Origin of the sequence: Acidovorax sp. SUPP3434, from assembly GCF_030159015.1 — a bacterium.
Taxonomy (GTDB): Bacteria; Pseudomonadota; Gammaproteobacteria; order Burkholderiales; family Burkholderiaceae_C; genus Paracidovorax.
This window is the reverse complement of record NZ_BQXL01000008.1, coordinates 142,605-163,249: the sequence shown is the minus strand read 5'-3', so window position 1 is coordinate 163,249 and position 20,645 is coordinate 142,605. Positions and strand designations below refer to the sequence as shown.

Sequence of the window (20,645 nt, the reverse complement as noted above, 5' to 3'; positions counted from 1 at the left end):
TTTCTGCTTTTTGTGTGTTCGGGTTTCCGGCCTTACTTGGTCAGGACAAACCCCTTGAGCTTGGCGAACGCGCCGTCCACCAGGGCCTTTTGCTGCTCCTGGTGCAGGTGCGAGTAGCCCACCGCGGGCGATGCCGAGGCGGCACGGCCGGAGTAACCCAGCTTCTGGCCTTCGAGCATGTTCTCGTGGATGTAGTGCTGCACGAAGAACCAGGCGCCCTGGTTCTGCGGCTCGTCCTGGCACCACACGATGTCGGTGGCGTTCGGGTACTTCTTCAACTCGGCGGCGAAGGCCTTGTGCGGGAACGGATAGAGCTGTTCCACGCGCAGGATGACGACGTCGTCGGCTTCCTTCTCTTCGCGCTTCTTGACCAGGTCGTAGTACACCTTGCCCGAGCAGGCGATCACGCGCTTGACCTTCTCGGCCTTCTTCTCGATGGCTTCATTCTGCTCCGGGATCACCGTCTGGAAGCTGCCCTTGGTGAACTCGGACAGCGGCGAGGTCGCGTCCTTGTTACGCAGCAGCGACTTCGGCGTCATGATGATCAGCGGCTTGCGCAGGTGGCGGACCATCTGGCGGCGCAGCACGTGGAAGATCTGGCTGGCGGTGGTGGGCTGAACCACCTGCATGTTGGCGTCGGCCGACAGCTGCATGAAGCGCTCCAGGCGGGCCGAGCTGTGCTCGGGGCCCTGGCCTTCGTAGCCGTGCGGCAGCATCAGCGTGATGCCGTTCACGCGGCCCCACTTCACTTCGCCCGAAGCGATGAACTGGTCGATCACGACCTGCGCACCGTTGGCGAAGTCGCCGAATTGCGCCTCCCAGATCACGAGCGTGTTGGGGTCGTTGGAGGCATAGCCGTATTCGAAGCCCAGCACCGCCTCTTCGGACAGGATGGAGTCGATCACGACGAACGGTGCCTGGTTCTCGCTCACGTTCTGCAGCGGCACATAGGTGCCCGTGTCCCACTTCTCGCGCTTTTGGTCATGGATGACCGAGTGGCGGTGCGTGAACGTGCCGCGGCCGCAGTCCTCGCCGGACAGGCGCACGGGGAAGCCGCTGGCCACCAGCGAGGCGAAGGCCATGTGCTCGCCCATGCCCCAGTCCACCGGAATGTCGCCACGGCCCATGGCGGCGCGGTCGTCGTACACCTTCTTGACCAGTTGGTGCGGCGTCACGCCTTCAGGAATGGTGGTGATCTTTTCGGACAGGCGCTTCCACTCCGCCAGCGGGATGGCGGTGTCGCCCGCATCGGTCCACTTCTTGCCCAGGAAGGGGCTCCAGTCCACCGCGTACTTGCTCTTGAAGTTGGTCAGCACCGGATCGACCGTGTGCTTGCCCGCATCCATGGCGGCGCGGTAGGCCTTGGACATGTCGTCGCCCAGGGTCTCGCCCAGGCCCTGCGTGGCCAGCTTGTCGGCGTACAGCTTGCGGGTGCCGGGGTGCGCGCCGATCTTCTTGTACATCAGCGGCTGGGTGAGCGCGGGCGTGTCCTGCTCGTTGTGGCCCAGCTTGCGGAAGCAGATGATGTCCACCACCACGTCCTTCTGGAACTCCATGCGGAATTCGAGGGCGAGTTGCGTGGCGAACACGACCGCTTCGGGATCGTCGCCGTTCACGTGCAGCACGGGCGACTCGATCATCTTGACCACGTCCGTGCAATACAGCGTGGAGCGGCTGTCGCGCGGATCGGAGGTGGTGAAGCCGATCTGGTTGTTGATCACGATGTGCACCGTGCCGCCCGTGGAATAGCCACGGGTCTGGGCCAGCGCCAGCGTTTCCTGGATGACGCCCTGGCCGGCGAAGGCCGCGTCGCCGTGCACCAGCACGGGCAGCACCTGCTTGCCATGCGGGTCGGCGCGGCGGTCCATGCGGGCGCGCACCGAACCTTCCACGACGGGGTTCACGATTTCCAGGTGCGAGGGGTTGAAGGCCAGCGACAGGTGCACCGGGCCGCCAGGGGTGCTGACGTCGGAGCTGAAGCCCTGGTGGTACTTCACGTCGCCTGCCGGCAGGTCTTCCGGAGCGGTATGGTCGAACTCGGCGAACAGGTCCTTGGGCATCTTGCCCAGCGTGTTCACCAGCACGTTCAGGCGGCCGCGGTGGGCCATGCCGATCACGATTTCCTGAACGCCCTTGGTGCCGGCGGCCTGGATGAGTTCATCCATGGCGGCGATGAAGCTTTCGCCGCCTTCGAGCGAGAAGCGCTTTTGGCCGACGTACTTCGTGTGCAGGAAACGCTCCAGGCCTTCGGCGGCCGTGAGGCGGTCCAGGATGTGCTTTTTCTTGTCGGGACCGAAGCTGGGCTTGCTGCGGATGGTCTCGAGCTTTTCCTGCCACCAGCGCTTCTGGTTCTGGTCGGTGGCATACATGTACTCGACCCCGATCGAGCCGCAGTACGTTTCGCGCAGCGCGTTGGTCAGCTCGCGCAGCGGCATGGCTTCCTTGCCGAAGAAGGTGTTGCTCGTGTTGAACACCGTTTCCTGGTCGGCGTCGCTGAAGCCGTAGAAGGAGGCTTCGAGTTCGGGAATTTCAGGGCGCTCGGTGCGCTTCAGGGGGTCCAGATCGGCCCAGCGCTGGCCGACATTGCGGTAGGCCGAGATCAGTTGCTGTACGGCGGTGCGCTTGCGGCCCATTTCGGAGTCGGCGCCGGTGGCACCGACGACCTTCGTGCCGCCTTGCTTGGCGCGCTCGGCGAAGGCATTGACCACGGGCAGGTGGGGCACGTCCTTGGCGTTCGATCCGTCGACGGCAGGCACGTGCTGCAGGGCATCGAAGTATTCGCGCCACGTGTCGGGCACGCTGCCGGGGTTGACGAGATAGTTCTCGTACATCTCTTCGACATAGGGCGCATTGCCGCCGAAAAGATAGGTGTTGCCTTGGTAGGCTTGGTATACGGATGTCGTATCGCTCATATTCCGCTGACCTCCGCTTCCCTGAGGGAAGCATTAGCTGGTGGGTAAAACCTTCCGCGACACGGCTGAACCGATTGGCGGATGCGACTGTGGCTGGGGAAGGGCCGGGGGTGCGGGCGCCATTGTGCCACCGAACGCCCAGGAGCGAGCCCTACACGGCGTAAGCGCGTGTTCCTTCGCCGCCGTGTCACTGCGGTCGCTTACATTTCGTCATTATCCGTACCCCGCCTCTATGAACTCACCCACCCTTCAGAGCCGCACGCTGTTGCTTCTTCTCATCGCGGTCACTGTCGCGTTCTTCGCCATCCTGTGGCCGTTCCACGGAGCGGTTTTCTGGGGCGTCATCCTGGCGATCCTGTTCACGCCGCTGCACCGGCGGCTGCTGCGGCGCATGCGCGGGCGGCGCAACCTGGCGGCCCTGTGCACCCTCGGACTGTGCCTGGTGATCGTGATCCTGCCCATGACCTTCATCAGCATTTCGCTGGTCCAGGAGGCCGGACTCATCTACGAACGCATGAAATCGGGACAGCTCAACTTCGGCGCCTACGTGCAGCAGGTGCTGAGTGCCTTGCCCTCCTGGCTGATGGGCCTGCTGGACCGCTTCAACCTGACGTCGGCCGCCGAGGTGGAGGCCAAGCTCTCGTCCGTGTCCGTGCAGGCCGGCCAGTTCCTGGCCACCAAGGCGCTGGACGTGGGCCAGAACACGCTGCAGTTCATCGTGAGCTTCGGCATCATGCTGTACCTGCTGTTCTTCCTGGTGCGTGACGGCAGTTCGCTGGTCAACCGCATCCGCCAGGCGGTGCCCCTCGACGAAGAGCACAAGCGCCAGCTGGCCAGCAAGTTCACCACCGTGATCCGCGCCACCGTCAAGGGCAACATCGTGGTGGCCGCCGTGCAGGGTGCGCTGGGCGGGGGGATCTTCTGGATCCTGGGCATCCAGGGCCCCATCCTCTGGGGCGTGCTGATGGCCTTCCTGTCGCTGCTGCCGGCCATCGGTGCCGGCCTGATCTGGGGCCCGGTGGCCATCTATTTCTTCGCGACCGGCGCCATCTGGCAGGGCTCGGTGCTGGTGGCTTTTTGCGTCTGCGTGATCGGGCTGGTGGACAACGCCCTGCGCCCGGTGCTGGTGGGCAAGGACACGAAGATGCCGGACTACATCGTCCTCATCTCCACCCTGGGCGGCATGGCCCTGTTCGGGCTGACCGGTTTCGTCATCGGCCCGGTGATCGCAGCGCTCTTCATCGCCACCTGGGACCTGTTCTCGCAACCCGCCGATTCCCCGATAAAGTAACAGCGCAGCACCCGCCGGCCTCCGTGCCGGCCGCCATGCGCCATGCCCCAGATTTCGCCCCGTCGCCTCGTCCTGCTGGCCCTCGTGCTGTCGGCAGGCATCGGTGCGCTCTTCGTGCGGGCGATCCTCACGATCCGCGACGATGCCTGGTCGTACGCGCTGCACACCAACAGCAGCCTGGCACGCACCATCGAGCAGAACATCCAGCGCACCCTGAACGGCTTCGACTACTCGCTGGTCGGGGTGGCCAAGAGCCTGTCGGACCCCGGCCTGCCGAGCCTGAGCCCGCAGATGCGCAACACGTTCCTGTTCGACCATTCCCTGCACACGCCCGGCCTGGGTGCGGTCGCGGTGTTGGACGACAAGGGCAACGTGGTGATGCGATCCACCAGCCTGGAGCGCCTGAACCTCAACCTGGCCGACCGGGATTATTTCCAGGTGCACCAGACCAGCCAGCGCGAGGGGCTGTACATCGGCAACCCCATCCGGGGCCGGGTGTCGGGCTCGTACAGCCTGCCCATCAGCCGCGCGTATTTCCGCGGCGACGGCAGCTTCGGCGGCGTTGTGGTGGGCACCGTGAGAATCAACTATTTCAAGGAGCTGTTCGCCTCCATCGATGTCGGACCGATGAGCCGGGTCGAGCTGTGGAGCACCCGCGACGGCACCACCGTCGCGCGCTTTCCCTATGCCGAAAAGGATGTCGGCCAGCCGATGGACGACTCCGGCCTGCTCACGCGGCTGCAGACGGTCGACAGCGGCAGCTACACGGCGCAGGACCCGCAGGACCGCACCGAGCGGCTGCACACCTTCCGCCGCATCGGCAACTACCCGCTGGCGGTGAGCGTCGGGCAGTCGGCGGACACCATCCTGGCCAAGTGGCGCGCCAGCGCCAAGGTGCTGGGCGCTTTCGCGGTGCTGCTGATGGCCGCCTGCCTGGGCCTGTCCGCCCTCTTCGCGCGGGAGCTGCAGCGCCGCCAGGCCATCGCGGCACAGCTCAAGCAGGCCGAACACGACACGCGCACCATCCTGGACAACCTGCCTTCGATGGTGAGCTATTGGGACAAGGACCAGCACAACCGCTTCGCCAATCAGGCGTACATGGACTGGCTGGGCGTCTCGCGCGACCGCATGCCCAACGTGAAGCTGCTGGACGTGCTCGATAGGGGAACCTACGAACACGCGTTGACGCACATCCGGCAGGCGCTCAAGGGCCACAAGCAGGTCTTCGAGCGGACCATGCCCCTGCCCTCCGGCGAGGTGCGCCACACGCTGGTGTCGTACATCCCGGACAAGGAAGGCGACGAGGTGCAGGGCATCTTCGTGCAGATCGACGACCTGACCGATCGCAAGCGCATGGAAGACCTGCTGTTCGAGGAAAAGGAGCTGATCCGGCTGACGCTGCAGTCCATCGGCGATGCGGTCATCTGCACCGATGCCGAGGGCTGCGTCACCTACATCAACCCGGTGGCCGAAAAGATGACCGGCTGGCAGGCCTTTCATGCCGCCGGATCGGACATCGACGACGTCGTGCCGCTGCAGGAGGCCAGCAGCGACAGCGGCTTGAGCCCCACCCGCCAGGCGCTGGCCGAAGGCCGGGCCCAGCCCTCGAAACGCGGCGTGGTGCTCCAGTGCCGCGACGGACGGCGCATCGACATCGAGAAATCGGTCAGCCCCATCACCGACCGGCACGGGCATGTCACCGGCACGGTGATGGTGCTGCGCGACGTGACCGAGGCCATGGAGATGTCGCGCCGCATGGCCCACCTCGCGCAGTACGACGTGCTGACCGACCTGCCCAACCGCGTGCTGCTGCAGGACCGCGCCCAGCAGGCCATCGCGCACGCGCTGCGGGACGACCGCAGCCTGGCGCTGATGTACATCGATCTGGACGGGTTCAAGCAGGTGAACGACACCCTCGGCCACGATGCCGGCGACCTGCTGCTGGTGCAGGTCGCCCGCCGCTTCAAGGGCGCGGTGCGGCATTCCGACACGGTGTGCCGCCAGGGGGGCGACGAGTTCGTCGTGCTGCTGCCCAAGCTGGACAACGCCGACCAGGCCTGCCTGGTGTCGCAAAAGATCATGGCCGCGTGCGAACCGCCGTTCGATCTGCAGGGCGAGGTCCGGAAGATCGGCCTGAGCGGCGGCATCGCGCTGTTTCCGCAGCATGGCCGCAATTTCGAGGAGCTGTCGCGCAGCGCCGACATGGCGATGTATGCGGCCAAGCGCGCGGGGCGGGGGCATTTCCGGCTGTATGCCGGGCCCGACCAGGAGCCCACCATCGTGCCGGCGGACAGGAAATGACGGAATAAAAGCCGGCAAGGCCTACAGTTTCGTCCCCGACCGGCCGATACTCCTTCATGTCCCTGTCCATCTCCTCCGCCTCCAGCACTTCCTCCACCAGCGTTTCGGGGAGCCGCTCTTCGGGCCAATCGAGCGGCGACATCGCGGCGCTTCAAAAGCAGCTCAAGGACCTCACGGCCGATCTCAAGCAGGCGTCGGCAGAAGCCAGCCAGGCATCCGACCCCAACGACGCCAAAGCCAAGCAGCAGAAGCTGCAGGCGCTGCAGAACCAGATCCAGCTCGTGCAGCAGCAGATCGCAGCCATCCAGCAGGCCCAGCAGCAGGAGCAGCAGCAAAAGGCCATGGAAAAGGCCATGGAGCAGCAGCAGTCGGCCGACCAGAAGAAGACCCCGCCCGCCGCCTCCACAACGCTGGGCACGCAGGTCGATACCTTCGCCTGATCGCAGCGCACGGCGCCCAGCCGACCGCACGAACGCGCGGCGCGCCCCAACGCCTCAAACCGGTGTTTTGCTACTTAATTGATAGCAATCAGGACAATCAATACCCCGGCATGGGGCCGAAAACACCCCAAATCCGGCTCAATCCACCCCATCCAGCCCGGCCGCGGACACCAGCCGCTGGGTATAGGGATGCCGGGGTGCATCCAGCACCGTCTGCACCGGGCCCGACTCCAGCACCTCGCCGTCCTTCATCACGATCACGTCGTGCGCCATCGCACGGATGACGGCCACGTCGTGCGTGATGAGCAGGTAACTCAGCGAACGCTCCTTCTGAAGGCGCTGCAGCAACGCCAGCACCTGCTGCTGGATGGTGACGTCGAGCGCGCTGGTGGGCTCGTCCAGCACCAGCAGCCGGGGGCTCAGGATGAGCGCGCGGGCAATCGCCAGCCGCTGGCGCTGCCCCCCGGAAAACTCGTGCGGATAGCGCGCCAGCAGGCCCGGGAACTGCGCGTCGGTCAGTCCCACGTCCTGCAGCGCCGACTCCACGCGCGCGCGGCGGTCGGCGGGCGGCAGGCCGGGCTCGTGCACCTGCAGTCCCTCGCCCACGATCTCCTCGACCGTCAGGCGCGGCGACAGCGACGAAAACGGGTCCTGGAACACCACCTGCACCTGCCGGCGCAAGGCCTGATTGGCCGGGGTGTTGCGCTGGGCCGGCAGTTGCCAGCCCTGCCCTGCGATCCGCAGGTCGCCCTGGTACGGCAGCAGCCCCAGCAGCGCCTGCGCCAGCGTGGACTTGCCCGAACCCGATTCGCCCACCACCCCGAGCGTGCGGGCCGGCGCGATGGAAAAGTCGGCCCCCTTCACCGCCACGAACTCCCCGCGGCGGAACCAGCCGCGGATGCCGGGCAGCGGCGTGGCATAGGCCACGCGCAGCGCGTGCGCCTGCGCCGCGGGCACCGCCGTGGCCGAGGGCTCCGGCTCCAGCACGTCGCGGCGCGGCACGCTGCCGATGAGCCGCTGCGTGTACGCGTGCTGCGGCGCGCGAAACACATCCGACACGGCGCCGGCCTCCACCAGCACGCCGTGCTCCATGACCGCCACGCGGTCCGCGAACTTGCGCACCAGGTGCAGGTCGTGGGTGATGAGCAGCACGGCCATGCCGGTCTGGCGCTGCAGGTCGGACAGCAGGTCGAGGATCTGGCCGCGCAGCGTCACGTCCAGCGCGGTGGTGGGCTCGTCGGCCAGCAGCAGGCGCGGGCGGCTGGCCAGGGCCATGGCGATCATCGCGCGCTGGCGCTGCCCGCCCGACAGCTGGTGCGGGAACGCGTCCGCACGCCGGGCGGGTTCGGGAATGCCGGTGCTGGCCAGCAGTTCGACGGCCGCCTGGCGGGCCTGGGCGCGCGAGAGCGCCTGCTTGAGCTGCAGCACCTCGGCCACCTGGTCCCCCACCGCCATGAGCGGGTTGAGTGCCGTCATGGGCTCCTGGAACACCATGGCGATGTCGCCGCCGCGCACACCGCGCATCTCGCGCTCGGACAGGGCCAGCAGGTCCTGCCCGTCCATCAGCGCCCGGCCGGTGATGTGCGCATCGCCCGCCAGCCGCAGGATCGACAGCGCGGTGATGGTCTTGCCCGAGCCCGATTCGCCCACCAGCGCGAGCTTCTCGCCCGCCGCGATGTCGAAGCCGACCCCGCGCACCACTTCTTTGTCGCCGAAGCGCACGTGCAGGTCCTGCACCTGCAGCAGCGGCGCCGACGAGGCGGCAGGCGAAGTGCCGGCCGAAGACGATGAAGCAGAAGAGTCTGGAATCGGCGCGGTGCCGCGCATGCGTGCGTCGCTCATGAATGGTCTGCCTTGCGGGGGTCGAGCGCATCGCGCAGCGCGTCGCCCATGAAGGTGAGCAGCAGCAGCGTGACCACCAGCGCCGCGAACGTGAACAGCGAAATCCACCAGGCGTCGATGTTGTTCTTGCCCTGGTTGAGCAGCTCGCCCAGCGACGGGGTGCCGGGCGGCACGCCCAGGCCCAGGAAATCGAGCGAGGCGAGCGCCAGGATGGCCGCGCTCATGCGAAACGGCAGAAAGGTCACCACCGGCGTCATGCTGTTGGGCAGGATGTGGCGCCAGATGATCTGCCCGTTGGGCACGCCCAGCGCGCGGGCGGCCTTCACGTAGTCGAGCTGCCGGTTGCGCAGGAACTCCGCGCGCACGTAGTCCGACAGGCCCATCCAGCCGAACAGCGACAGCAGCACCAGCAGCAGCCCGACGCTGGGGGCGAACACGGCGCTGAAGATGATGAGCAGGTACAGCTCGGGCATCGAACCCCAGATCTCGATGAAGCGCTGGAACGCCAGGTCGGTCTTGCCGCCGAAAAACCCCTGGATCGCCCCGGTGATGACGCCCAGCAGCACGCCCACCACCGTGAGCGCGATGCCGAACAGCACGCTCACGCGAAAGCCGTAGATCAGTTGCGCGAGCAGGTCGCGGCCCCGGTCGTCCGTGCCCAGCCAGTTCTGCGCCGTGGGGCCGGACGGGTTGGCCGACTTCGCGAAATAGTTCAGCGTGTCCGGACCGTAGGGGTTCAGCGTGTACAGCGCCCAGTTGCTGCCTTGCTTCAGCCGCTCGCGGATGAACGGGTCCAGGTAGTCGGTGGGGGTGTCGAAATCGCCGCCGAAAGTCTTCTCGGGATAGTCGTGCAGCATGGGCAGGTAGGTCTGCCCTTCGTAGCGCACGATCAGGGGACGGTCGTTGCTGATCAGCTCCGCCACCAGGCTCAGGGCCACCAGCGCGCTGAACAGGATCAGGCTCCAGTAGCCCAGCCGATTGCGCTTGAAGCGGCGCCACGCACGGCGGCCGGGCGAGAGCGACGGGGCCACGGGCACCGCGCCTGTCGGGGTACGGCCACCGGCCGGCTCGGGGGGGTTAGTCAAACTTGACACGCGGGTCCACCCATACGTAGCAAAGATCGCTCACCAGCTTGGTCACCAGTCCGATCAGCGTGAAGAGATACAGCGTGCCCAGCACCACGGGGTAGTCGCGCCGGATCACGCTTTCGTAGCTCAGCAGGCCCAGGCCGTCGAGCGAGAACAGCGTCTCGATCAGCAGCGAGCCGGCGAAGAACGCCCCGATGAACGCCGCTGGAAACCCCGTGATGATGGGAATGAGGGCATTGCGGAACACGTGCTTCCACAGCACCTGCCGCTCCGACAGCCCCTTGGCGCGGGCCGTGAGCACGTATTGCTTGCGGATCTCTTCGAGAAAGGCGTTCTTGGTCAGCATGGCCGTCACCGCGAAGCTGCCCAGCACCATGGCCGTGACCGGCAGCGTGATGTGCCACAGGTAGTCCACGATGCGCGCGCCCCAGGTCATCTCGTCCCAGTTCGCCGAGGTGAGCCCCCGCAGCGGGAACCACTGCAACTGCCCGCCGAAGATCACCAGCAGCGCCACGCCGAGTACGAAACCGGGAATGGCGTAGCCCACCAGCACGATGAGCGTGGTGACGAAGTCGAAGCGCGAGCCCGCCCGCACCGCCTTGGCCACGCCGAGCGGCACGGCCACGAGGTAGCTGATGAAGAAGGTCCACAGGCCCAGGCTGATCGACACGGGCAGCTTTTCCTTCACGAGCTGCCACACGTCCTTGTTCTGAAAGAAGCTGCGGCCCAGGTCGAATCGCGCGAACTGCCCGAGCATCTGGAAAAACCGCTCGTGCGCCGGCTTGTCGAAGCCGTAGAGCGCCTTGATCTGCTCCAGCCGCTTCGGGTCCACGCCCTGCGCACCCCGGTAGGCCAGGCCGCCGCCTTCGGCCCCGCCGCCGCCGCGTCCCATCCCGGCCTTGGACTCGGCCAGGTACTGCTCGACGGGGCCGCCCGGCACGAACTGGATCACCACGAAGGTCAGCAGCAGCACGCCCAGCAGGGTGGGCAGCATGAGCAGCACGCGCTTGAGGATGTAGGCGAACATGGCGGCGGTGGTGGGTCGGAAAATTGGGCGGGTCTGGACGGTGCTGGGGGTCGAACGGATCAGCGCCGCGCGGGGCCCGGCGCCGTCTGGGGCGGCATGCGCGCCCACCAGGTGTCGATGGCCCAGGCCTCGCCCGTGGAATACGGCGGCAGCGTGGCCGGCCGCTCCAGGCGCCAGGCGTTGTAGACCATGCGGTGCGAAGGCGCGGTGTACTGGGGAATCAGGTAGTGCCCGTGCGCGATGACGCGCTCCAGGGCATGGCAGGCGGGCAGCAGCTCGTCCAGCGTCTTGGCCGACACGATGCTGCGGATCATTGCGTCCACGGCCTTGCTCTTCACGCCGGGGAAGTTGCCCGAGTCTTCCGTGTCCGCCGCCTGCGAGCCGAACATGTCGGCCAGTTCCTGGCCCGGGTTGTTGGTGCCCTGGTACGCGATGGTGGTGATGTCGAAGTCGAACTTGCTCAGGCGCTGCTGGTAGAGCGCGAAATCCACCGCCCGGAAGTTCAGCGTGATGCCGAGCTTTTGCAGGTTGCGGATCCACGACGAAAGCGACCGCACGCCGCCCTCGCTGCTGTCCAGGTACTCCAGCACCATGGCCTGGCCCTGCGCGTTGCGCAGCGCGCCGTCCTTCACCTCCCAGCCCGCCTCTCTCAAAAGGGCCTGGGCACGGCGCAGGTTGTCGCGCAGCGTGGTGCCGCCCTCGGTGCGCGGCGGCGTGGTCATGGGGCCGAAGGCGCTGGCGGGAAGGCTCTGGCGCCAGGGCTCCATCAGCGCCAGCTCCTCGGGCGTGGGTGTGCCGCGGGTCTCGCACAGGGTGTTGCCGAACAGGCCGTTGATGCGCTGGTAGGCGCCGTAGAACAGCTGGCGGCTCATCCACTCGAAGTCGTAGGCCAGCCCCAGCGCCTCGCGCACGCGGGCATCCTGCAGCAGCGGCCGGCGCGTGTTGAGCACGTAGCTCTGGAAGCCCGAAGGCAGCTTGTGCTCGAAGTTGCCCTTGACCAGCTCGCCGGTATCGAACTTGCGCCCCGTGACGCGGCGCGCCCAGTCGCCCGCGCTGAAAAAGCGCATGAGGTCGAACTCGCCCGCCTTGAGCGCCTCCAGCCGCGCGGTGTTGTCGCGGTAGATCTTCACCAGGATGCGGTCGAAATTGGCGGTGCCCTTGCGCACGTTGAGATCGCGCGCCCAGTAGCCGGGGTCACGCACGTAGGTGATGTCCTTGCCGAAGCGCACCGGACCGATCTTGTAAGGACCGCTGCCGATCGGGATGTCCATCACCACCTGATCGAAGCGCTTGGCCTTGCCGTTCTCCACGCCCCAGTCGCGGCTGAAGACCGGCAGCCCGCCCACGGTGAGCGGCAGCTCGCGGTTGGGGTGCTTGAAGCGGTAGCGCACCGTCCGGTCGTCGATCACGTCGATGCCCGCCACGTCGAACAGCGCCGTCTTGTAGGCCGGCGAGGTGTAGGGGCCCATCAGCGTGTCGTAGCTGAACTTCACGTCCTGCGCCAGCACCGGTTTGCCGTTGTGAAAGCGCGCTTCGGGCCGCAGGCGGAACACCACCGAGAGACCATCGGCGGCCACCTCCACGTCCTGCGCCAGCAGACCGTAGCCGGTGGCGGTCTCGTCCAGCGAGCCGGTGAGCAACGTATCGAACATCAGGTCCGACAGGTAGGCCGGCGAATTGCCCTTGATGGTGAATGGGTTGTATTTGTCGAAGGTGGAGACGCGCAGGTTGCTCACCAGCCGCAGCTCGCCGCCCTTGGGCGCGTCGGGGTTGACGTATCCGAAGTGGTCGAAGCCCGCAGGCATCCGGGGCTCGCCCCACAGCGCATAGGCGTGTCCCGCCCACACGGGCATCGCACTCCCCCACAGCAACAAGATCGGCCAAAGACGCATGCGACAATTCTGCACTACGCTGGCGGCGCCCCGACGGGTCGCATGTCACATGCCCCGGTGGGCCATCAGCGGCGCACGCGCCGCCACCACGCCCCCAACCCCCCGCATTCCACAGGAGAAGAAACATGGGTTTTCTGACCGGCAAGAAGCTGCTTATCACCGGCGTGTTGTCCAACCGCTCGATCGCCTACGGCATCGCCCGCGCCTGCCACGCGCAAGGCGCAGAACTTGCCTTCAGTTACGTCGGCGAGCGCTTCAAGGACCGCATCACCGACTTCGCCGCCGAGTTCGACTCCAAGCTCATCTTCGATTGCGACGTGGGCAGCGACGAGCAGATCGACCGCATGTTCGCCGACCTGTCACAGGCCTGGCCGAAGTTCGACGGCTTCGTGCACAGCATCGGCTTCGCGCCGCGCGAGGCGATCGCCGGCGATTTTCTCGAAGGGCTGTCGCGCGAATCGTTCCGCATCGCGCACGACATCAGCGCCTACAGCTTTCCCGCCATGGCCAAGGCCGCCCTGCCCTATCTCAACGAAAAATCGTCCGTGGTCACCCTGAGCTACCTGGGCGCGCTGCGGACGGTGCCCAACTACAACACCATGGGCCTGGCCAAGGCCAGCCTGGAGGCCAGCGTGCGCTACCTGGCCGAATCGCTGGGCCCGCGCGGCATGCGCGCCAACGGCATCAGCGCCGGCCCCATCAAGACCCTGGCGGCCAGCGGCATCAAGGACTTCGGCAAGCTGCTGGGCGTGGTCGCCGGCGCCTCGCCCCTGCGCCGCAACGTGACGATCGAAGACGTGGGCAATGCCGCCGCCTTCCTGCTGTCGGACCTGGCCAGCGGCGTGACGGCCGAGATCATGTACGTGGACGGCGGCTTCAGCCAGACGGGCGGCATCAGCCGGGAAAGCGCCGAGCTGTCCTGAGATTCAAGCCGAATCGGCCGCCGGCGCATATTTCTCTAGGGCATACCGCTATTAAAATTATAGCAAAACAGTGCCATGCTTCGCCGCATCGCCATCACCGTCCTGCTGGTCTGCGGCGCGCTGCCGGCCTGGGCGCAACCCCCAGCGCCGGCATCGACCGCCTCGCCGCCGCCCCTGCTGCTGGCCAACGTCTACCGCGCCGGGCTGCCGCTGGCGGACTACTGGGTGAGCGAAAAGTACGACGGGGTGCGCGGCTACTGGGACGGCCACCAGTTGCGCACGCGCGGTGGCGAGCGGGTGAATGCGCCCGCCTGGTTCACCCAGGGCTGGCCCGCGATGCCGATGGATGGCGAGCTGTGGGCCGGCCGGGGCCGCTTCGCTCAGGCACAGTCCACCGTGCGGCAGCAGCGGCCTGACGATGTGGCCTGGCGCCACCTGCAGTTCATGGTGTTCGACCTGCCCGCGCAGGGCGGCCCGTTCGACGAGCGCCTGCCGGCATTGCAGGCCGCCGTGGCCGGCATCGGCCAGCCCTGGGTGCAGGCCGTGCCCCAGCAGCGCATCGCCACCGACGCCCGGTTGCAGGCCCTGCTGCACCGCACGGTGCGCGACGGGGGCGAAGGGCTGATGCTGCACCGTGGGGCGTCGCTCTACCAGGCCGGCCGCAGCGACGATCTCATCAAGCTCAAGACCCATGAAGACACCGAAGCGCGGGTCGTGGGCTACGTGCCCGGCAAAGGCCGGCACCGGGGCCGCATGGGCGCCTTGCTGGTGGAGATGCCCGGCGGCCAGCGCTTTCGGCTCGGCGCCGGCTTCACCGATGCGGACCGGGCGCATCCACCGCCCCTGGGCAGTTGGGTGACCTACCGCTTTCGCGGCACGCACGAGGGCGGCCTGCCGCGCTTCGCCAGCTTCCTGCGCGTGCGCGAGGACATGCACGCCGCCGCACCCTAGCAGGCCTGGGGCCGGGCTCCCACGGAAAAAGCCGCAAGGCCCCTCCGGGGTACCCTTGCGGCTTTCCTGGATGCATTGGCAAGGCCCGCATCGGCTGGCGCCATCGGGTGCCAACGATGCGGACCGCCCGGCGCGGCTTACTTGGGCAGCAGCACCTTGTCCACGACGTGGATCACGCCGTTGGACTGGTACACATCGGCGATGGTCACGTTGGACATGCCGCCCTTTTCATCCGTCAGCGCAATCGAGGAGCCGCTGGCCTTGGCCGTCAGCGTGCCACCGGCGACGGTCTTCAGGCTGGCCGAGCCCTTGCCGTCGGCAATCATCTTGGACAGCGCCGCCGCATCGACCTTGCCCGCCACCACGTGGTAAGTCAGCACCTTGGTCAGCGTGGCCTTGTTCTCGGGTTTCAACAGCGTGTCCACCGTGCCGGCAGGCAGTGCGGCGAAGGCGGCGTTGGTGGGCGCGAACACCGTGAAAGGACCGGGGCCCTTCAGCGTGTCCACCAGGCCGGCGGCCTTCACGGCGGCGACCAGCGTGGTGTGGTCCTTGGAGTTCACCGCGTTGTCGATGATGTCCTTGGTCGGATACATCGGCGCGCCACCGACGGTCACCTGCGCGAAAGCGGGCATCGCAGCGGCAGACAAGGCGAGCGTGAGGCTGGCGGCGGCCAGGCGGGCATTCATGCGAAAGGTCATGGAAATCTCCGTTGTGTCAGTGGGTGGATGCCGCCCGAAAATTCGCGCGGCTGAACACTGATACGGTGCAGGAAGCCGCCTGGATTCAATCCCGTGACATTCCCATACAAAAAGCCCGGAGGCGCTTTCGCGCAGCCGGGCTTTCGGAGTCAAGGCCCACGGCCTTGCGCGGCGATCAGACCTTGCGGCCGAACGGTCCGTCGCTGCCCACCTGCACGATGTCTTCGGCGGCAGGCGCGTTCTTGCGGCTCTTGCGCGCGGACGGCGGCTGCGTTGCGGCGGCTACGCAGTCGGCGTAGTAGCGCACGTTGCCGTTGTCGTCCTCGATCTCCACCAGGCCGTGGATGTCGGTCTCGAAGCCCGGGCACAGCTTGGAGAATTCGCGCGAGAACTTGAGGTAGTCCACGATCTTCTTGTTGAAGACCTCGCCCGGAATGAGCAGCGGAATGCCGGGTGGGTACGGCGTGATCAGGCTGGTCGTGATGCGGCCTTCCAGCGCATCGATCTCCACGCGCTCGGTCTTGCGGTGCGCGATGTGCGCATAGGCGTCGCTGGGCTTCATCGACGGCGTCAGGTCCGACAGGTACATCTCGGTGGTCAGGCGCGCGATGTCGTACTTGGCATAGAGCTGGTGCACGTGCTGGCACAGGTCCCGCAGGCCCATGCGCTCGTAGCGCTTGTGCTGCTGGCAGAACTCCGGAAGGATGCGCCACATCGGCTGGTTCTTCTCGTAGTCGTCCTTGAACTGCTGCAGCGCCGTCAGCAGCGTGTTCCAGCGGCCCTTGGTGATGCCGATGGTGAACATGATGAAGAAGCTGTAGAGCCCCGTCTTCTCCACCACCACGCCGTGCTCGGCCAGGTACTTGGTCACGATGGAGGCGGGAATGCCGTTCTCGTCGAACTTGCCGTCCAGGTTCAGGCCGGGCGTGACGATGGTGGACTTGATCGGGTCCAGCATGTTGAAGCCGTCGGCCAGCTGGCCGAAGCCGTGCCACTTGCTGGCGTGGTTCTTCTTGCCCTTGCCGTCGCTGCGGATGACCCAGTCCTCGGCGCGGCCCAGGCCCTCGTCCACGAGCTTGTCCGGGCCCCACACCTTGAACCACCAGTCGTCCTTGCCGAACTCCTCTTCCACCTTGCGCATCGCGCGGCGGAAGTCCAGGGCTTCAAGCAGGCTTTCCTCCACCAGCGCCGTGCCGCCGGGCGGCTCCATCATCGCGGCGGCCACGTCGCAGCTGGCGATGATGCTGTACTGCGGCGAGGTCGAGGTGTGCATCAGGTACGCCTCGTTGAACAGCGGCCGGTCGAGCTTGACCGTCTGCGAGTCCTGCACCAGCACATGGCTGGCCTGGCTGATGCCGGCCAGCAGCTTGTGGATGGACTGCGTGGCATACACCACCGAGTGCTTGGGCCGCGCGCGCTTCTTGCCCATCGCGTGGTAGCTGCCGTAGAACGGGTGGAACGCCGCGTGCGGCAACCAGGCCTCGTCGAAATGCAGGTTGTCCACGTAGCCGTCGAGCATGCCCTTGATGGTTTCGGTGTTGTAGAGCACGCCGTCGTAGGTGGATTGCGTGAGGGTGAGAACGCGCGGCTTGACGGCCTTGGCATCCACACCCTTGAGCAGCGGATTGGCGCGGATCTTGGCCTGGATTGCCTCGGGCTCGAACTCCGACTGGGGGATCGGGCCGATGATGCCGAAGTGGTTGCGCGTGGGCTTCATGAACACCGGAATGGCGCCCGTCATGATGATGCTGTGCAGGATGGACTTGTGGCAGTTGCGGTCCACCACCACCACATCGCCGGGCGCCACCGTGTGGTGCCACACCATCTTGTTGGACGTGCTGGTGCCATTGGTCACGAAGAAGCAGTGGTCCGCATTGAAGATGCGCGCGGCATTGCGCTCGCTCTCGCCGATGGCGCCGTTGTGGTCCAGCAGCTGGCCCAGTTCCTCGACCGCATTGCACACGTCGGCGCGCAGCATGTTCTCGCCGAAGAACTGGTGGAACATCTGTCCCACGGGGCTCTTGAGGAACGCCACGCCGCCGGAGTGGCCGGGGCAGTGCCAGCTGTACGAGCCGTCTTCGGCATAGTCCAGCAGCGCCTTGAAGAACGGCGGCTGCACGCTCTCCAGGTAGCTCTTGGCTTCGCGGATGATGTGGCGGGCCACGAACTCCGGCGTGTCCTCGAACATGTGGATGAAGCCGTGCAGTTCCCGCAGGATGTCGTTGGGCAGGTGGCGGCTGGTCTTGGTCTCGCCGTGCACGTAGATCGGCACGTCGGAGTTCTTGCGGCGCACCTCGGCGATGAAGGTGCGCAGGCTCAGCACGATGGGGTCCAGGCCCGAGCCGAGGGTGAACTCCTCGTCGTCGATCGACAGGATGAACGCGCTCGCGCGGCTTTGCTGCTGCGCGAACTGCGACAGGTCGCCGTAGCTCGTGACGCCCAGTACCTCGAAGCCCTCCGACTCGATGGCCTGCGCCAGCGCGCGGATGCCCAGGCCCGACGTGTTCTCGGAACGATAGTCCTCGTCGATGATGACGATGGGAAAGCGGAATTTCATGCGCAGCCTCCGAGCGAGCGGGCCCAAAAAACGAAACAGGCGCGAAGTGTAAGGAATAACGTTGTCACGCCTTTGACGGTCCGGTCTTTTGACCCAGAATGTGGTGCACTAAACACAACGAGGAGCGCGCAGTGATAGAGCAATCCACCCTCTGGTGGCTGATGGCGGGAGGGGCCGTTGCCGTGGAGCTGTTCACGGGCACGTTCTACCTGCTCATGCTGGCCATCGGCCTGGCCGCCGGTGCCCTGGCGGCCCATGCGGGCGGCTCGGTCGCGGCGCAGCTGCTGGCGGCGGCCGCGGTCGGTTCCGCGGGCGTGGTGGGCTGCTATGTGTTCCGTAAAAAGAACCCGGGCGCCCAGCCCGCATCGAGCAACCGCGATGTGAACATGGATGTGGGCGAGTCCGTGAACGTGGAGATCTGGAACTCCGACGGCACCGCGCAGGTGCGTTACCGCGGCGCCCAATGGACGGTGGTCCTGCGCCCCGGCAATGCGCCCTCCTCCGGCATGCACCGCGTGGCGGAAGTCATCGGCAACCGGCTGCTGGTCGACAAGCTCTGAGGCCGGCCCCCTGCCCCCTCACGCACCGCCACAACGCAACGCAACGCACCCATCCGAATCTTCACCATCGCAAAGGACCCCATGGAAATCATTGCCCTCGTCATCGTCGTCATCGCCGGCATCTTCATCGCACGCTCGGTGAAGGTGGTTCCCCAACAGAACGCCTGGGTCAAGGAGCGGCTGGGCAAATATGCCGGCACCCTCACGCCGGGGCTGAACTTCCTCGTGCCGTTCGTCGACCGCGTGGCCTACAAGCACAGCCTCAAGGAAATTCCGCTCGACGTGCCCAGCCAGGTCTGCATCACCCGCGACAACACCCAGCTGCAGGTGGACGGCATCCTCTACTTTCAGGTGACCGACCCCATGCGCGCCAGCTACGGCTCCAGCAACTACATCATGGCCGTCACCCAACTGGCGCAAACGTCGCTGCGCAGCGTGATCGGCAAGCTCGAACTCGACAAGACCTTCGAAGAGCGCGACATCATCAACGCCCAGGTGGTCCAGGCGATCGACGAGGCCGCTTTGAACTGGGGCGTGAAGGTGCTGCGCTACGAAATCAAGGACCTCACGCCACCGGCCGAAATCCTGCGCTCCATGCAGGCGCAGATCACGGCCGAGCGCGAAAAGCGCGCCCTCATCGCCGCTTCGGAAGGCCGCCGCCAGGAGCAGATCAACATCGCCACCGGCGAGCGCGAAGCGTTCATCGCGCGGTCGGAGGGCGAAAAGCAGGCGCAGATCAACAACGCCCAGGGCGAGGCTGCCTCCATCACGGCCGTGGCCGAAGCCACCGCACAGGCCATCGAGCGAGTCGCCGCGGCCATCCGGCAGCCGGGCGGCGAACAGGCCGTGCAGCTGAAGGTGGCCGAGCGCGCCGTGGACGCGTACGGCAAGGTGGCCGCGGATGCGACCACCACACTGATCGTGCCCAGCAACATGAGCGAAGTGTCTGCTCTGATCGGCTCCGCCATGAAGATGGTTCAAACGACCCAACGCGCGCCTTGAACGGCCCTTCAACGGTTTTTCCAAAAACAGGCCAAAACCACTGCTACAATCGCGGGCTTCGGAGAGGTGGATGAGCGGTTTAAGTCGCACGCCTGGAAAGCGTGTGTGGGCTAATCCCCACCGCGGGTTCGAATCCCGCCCTCTCCGCCAAAAACAGTCCTGATTCCAAGTCGGGAACAAAAAAGCCACCTTCGGGTGGCTTTTTTATTGCGTGCCGCAATGCAGCGTTGACGCCTCGTTGCCCTACATGACCAAGGTGGCGAGATTCGCAGCCGCGACGCCAAGCACATCCACCGCACGGCGGTTGGCCGCCTCCAGCGAGGCCCGGGCCCCACGCCCCGAAAACCAGTGGAAGGCAAACGCCGACGCATAGGCGTCCCCTGCACCCAGTGTGGACACGACGGTGGTGGGCTCTGCAGGGTGGTGGTGGCCGTGCTGCCCATCGAAGAACGCCGCACCGCCAGCGCCGAGGGTGACCAGCACCCCTTGCCCCTGGCGGCGTACCAATGCAGCGGCAAGCGCCACGGCCTCGTGGGCATCCATCTCCGCGGCGCAGGTCACACCTCTGTGGGCGGCCAGCCACCGCGCTTCGATCGCGTTCAGGCAGACCAGGTCCGCCGCTTGCAGCAACCGTTCCAAGGGGTCAGGCGATTGGCGCAGTGCACGTGCGCCCGGATTGACCACCAGTTGGAAAGGCCGGGACGGCAGGCCCGCCAACGCGTGGCTCAACTCGTCGGTGGCGGCATCGGCCAACGCGGACACATAGACAAGCTCGGCTTGCATGAGCATCCCAGAGGCATCCGCCAACGACAGCCGGGTACTGGCACCGCGCTGCGCGAACACGGTGGCATCGCCCTGCGGGTCCAGGTGGATCACGGCCTTTCCCGTGGAGCATCCGGGGATGGTCTGCACACGTTCCACCGCGATGCCTTGCCGGTCCAACGTGTCGCTCAGCCATCGCCCTTCCACATCCGCGCCGACAGCGCAGCAGGCCGTGACCTGTGCGTGAAAGGCCGCAAATCCCAGCGCCGCGTTCACCGCACCGCCTCCACTGGACCATTGCACGCTGGCCACATCGTGTTTGGCTCCGGTGCCACGCATCGCGTCCACCCCTGCAACCACGATGTCGAGCGTGGCACCACCAATCGTCAGGACACGCAC

Annotated in this window: 15 protein-coding genes and 1 tRNA gene; 8 read left to right on the top strand and 8 right to left on the bottom strand. The window is 66.4% G+C overall.

Annotation, left to right across the window (positions count from 1 at the left end):
• Window positions 1-32: 32 nt before the first annotated feature.
• The gene (locus AVKW3434_RS14500; protein WP_284400425.1) at window positions 33-2,912 is read right to left on the bottom strand and encodes a 2-oxoglutarate dehydrogenase E1 component; all 2,880 of its coding nucleotides are present in this window, start codon (window positions 2,910-2,912) and stop codon (window positions 33-35) included.
• Window positions 2,913-3,144: 232 nt separating this feature from the next.
• Between AVKW3434_RS14500 and AVKW3434_RS14495 the strand changes: the two genes are divergently transcribed.
• Genes AVKW3434_RS14495 through AVKW3434_RS14485 form a run of 3 tightly spaced genes read left to right on the top strand, consistent with a single transcriptional unit; the run spans window position 3,145 to window position 6,944 of the window.
• Window positions 3,145-4,203 carry an AI-2E family transporter gene (locus AVKW3434_RS14495; RefSeq protein WP_284406396.1) on the top strand — a complete coding sequence of 353 codons (1,059 nt, stop codon included), beginning with the start codon at window positions 3,145-3,147 and terminating at the stop codon, window positions 4,201-4,203.
• 42 nt (window positions 4,204-4,245) lie between these two features.
• Window positions 4,246-6,504, top strand: coding sequence for a diguanylate cyclase domain-containing protein (locus tag AVKW3434_RS14490; RefSeq protein WP_284406395.1), 2,259 nt, complete (start codon window positions 4,246-4,248; stop codon window positions 6,502-6,504).
• 56 nt (window positions 6,505-6,560) lie between these two features.
• The gene (locus tag AVKW3434_RS14485) at window positions 6,561-6,944 is read left to right on the top strand and encodes a FlxA-like family protein (RefSeq protein WP_272563815.1); all 384 of its coding nucleotides are present in this window, start codon (window positions 6,561-6,563) and stop codon (window positions 6,942-6,944) included.
• A 138-nt stretch (window positions 6,945-7,082) separates the two neighbouring features.
• On the opposite strand, the gene AVKW3434_RS14480 is transcribed toward AVKW3434_RS14485, so the two are convergent.
• The 4 genes from AVKW3434_RS14480 to AVKW3434_RS14465 are packed head-to-tail and all read right to left on the bottom strand — an operon-like array spanning window position 7,083 to window position 12,793.
• Window positions 7,083-8,786, bottom strand: a complete 1,704-nt coding sequence (locus tag AVKW3434_RS14480; RefSeq protein WP_502869087.1) for an ABC transporter ATP-binding protein — start codon at window positions 8,784-8,786, stop codon at window positions 7,083-7,085.
• Window positions 8,783-9,871: an ABC transporter permease gene (locus AVKW3434_RS14475; RefSeq protein WP_284406394.1), complete on the bottom strand. Its 1,089-nt coding sequence runs from the start codon at window positions 9,869-9,871 to the stop codon at window positions 8,783-8,785. The genes AVKW3434_RS14480 and AVKW3434_RS14475 overlap by 4 nt, the downstream gene beginning before the upstream one ends.
• Window positions 9,864-10,901, bottom strand: a complete 1,038-nt coding sequence (locus AVKW3434_RS14470; RefSeq protein ID WP_272563817.1) for a microcin C ABC transporter permease YejB — start codon at window positions 10,899-10,901, stop codon at window positions 9,864-9,866. Before AVKW3434_RS14470 ends, AVKW3434_RS14475 begins: the two co-directional genes overlap by 8 nt.
• A gap of 59 nt (window positions 10,902-10,960) precedes the next feature.
• Entirely contained in the window at window positions 10,961-12,793 is a 1,833-nt protein-coding gene (locus tag AVKW3434_RS14465) for an extracellular solute-binding protein (RefSeq protein ID WP_284406393.1), read from the bottom strand.
• A gap of 125 nt (window positions 12,794-12,918) precedes the next feature.
• Between AVKW3434_RS14465 and fabI the strand changes: the two genes are divergently transcribed.
• Together fabI and AVKW3434_RS14455 are read left to right on the top strand one after the other, a co-directional pair.
• Complete coding sequence (gene fabI, locus AVKW3434_RS14460; protein WP_272563819.1) at window positions 12,919-13,716, top strand: enoyl-ACP reductase FabI; 798 nt, start codon at window positions 12,919-12,921, stop codon at window positions 13,714-13,716.
• Window positions 13,717-13,791: 75 nt separating this feature from the next.
• On the top strand, window positions 13,792-14,667 hold the full coding sequence (locus AVKW3434_RS14455; RefSeq protein WP_284406392.1) for a DNA ligase: 876 nt from the start codon (window positions 13,792-13,794) through the stop codon (window positions 14,665-14,667).
• Between the two features lie 137 nt (window positions 14,668-14,804).
• Here the strand turns inward: AVKW3434_RS14455 and AVKW3434_RS14450 are convergent, their stop codons facing one another.
• Both AVKW3434_RS14450 and AVKW3434_RS14445 read right to left on the bottom strand, forming a co-directional pair.
• On the bottom strand, window positions 14,805-15,365 hold the full coding sequence (locus AVKW3434_RS14450; RefSeq protein WP_284406391.1) for a fasciclin domain-containing protein: 561 nt from the start codon (window positions 15,363-15,365) through the stop codon (window positions 14,805-14,807).
• A gap of 175 nt (window positions 15,366-15,540) precedes the next feature.
• Window positions 15,541-17,922 (bottom strand): arginine/lysine/ornithine decarboxylase, encoded by a 2,382-nt coding sequence (locus tag AVKW3434_RS14445; protein WP_284406390.1) that lies wholly within the window; start codon window positions 17,920-17,922, stop codon window positions 15,541-15,543.
• A 134-nt stretch (window positions 17,923-18,056) separates the two neighbouring features.
• Here AVKW3434_RS14445 and AVKW3434_RS14440 point away from each other — a divergent pair, with 134 nt between their 5' ends.
• From AVKW3434_RS14440 to AVKW3434_RS14430, 3 genes are all read left to right on the top strand, one after another.
• Complete coding sequence (locus AVKW3434_RS14440; protein ID WP_284400507.1) at window positions 18,057-18,482, top strand: NfeD family protein; 426 nt, start codon at window positions 18,057-18,059, stop codon at window positions 18,480-18,482.
• Window positions 18,483-18,563: 81 nt separating this feature from the next.
• On the top strand, window positions 18,564-19,484 hold the full coding sequence (locus tag AVKW3434_RS14435; RefSeq protein ID WP_272563823.1) for an SPFH domain-containing protein: 921 nt from the start codon (window positions 18,564-18,566) through the stop codon (window positions 19,482-19,484).
• Window positions 19,485-19,544: 60 nt separating this feature from the next.
• Window positions 19,545-19,634: transfer RNA gene (locus AVKW3434_RS14430), tRNA-Ser, on the top strand.
• A 93-nt stretch (window positions 19,635-19,727) separates the two neighbouring features.
• On the opposite strand, the gene AVKW3434_RS14425 is transcribed toward AVKW3434_RS14430, so the two are convergent.
• The gene (locus AVKW3434_RS14425; protein WP_284406389.1) at window positions 19,728-20,645 is read right to left on the bottom strand and encodes a carbohydrate kinase family protein; all 918 of its coding nucleotides are present in this window, start codon (window positions 20,643-20,645) and stop codon (window positions 19,728-19,730) included.